A 255-nucleotide genomic window follows, 5' to 3' on the forward strand; every position below is an offset into this window, starting at 1 on the left:
TAATACAGGCTGCTCATGACGGTACCTGAAGAATAAGCACCGGCTAACTACGTGCCAGCAGCCGCGGTAATACGTAGGGTGCAAGCGTTAATCGGAATTACTGGGCGTAAAGCGTGCGCAGGCGGTTGTATAAGTCAGATGTGAAATCCCTGGGCTCAACCTAGGAACTGCATTTGAGACTGTATGGCTAGAGTGTGTCAGAGGGGGGTAGAATTCCACGTGTAGCAGTGAAATGCGTAGATATGTGGAGGAATA

At 49.8% G+C, this 255-nt stretch carries 1 rRNA gene; it reads left to right on the forward strand.

Going from position 1 to position 255, the window contains the following annotated elements:
* A 16S ribosomal RNA gene (locus ACO0K8_RS22395) occupies positions 1-255 on the forward strand; the annotation flags it as partial.

The organism is Undibacterium sp. Ren11W, from assembly GCF_049340485.1.
Lineage (GTDB): Bacteria > Pseudomonadota > Gammaproteobacteria > Burkholderiales > Burkholderiaceae_D > Undibacterium.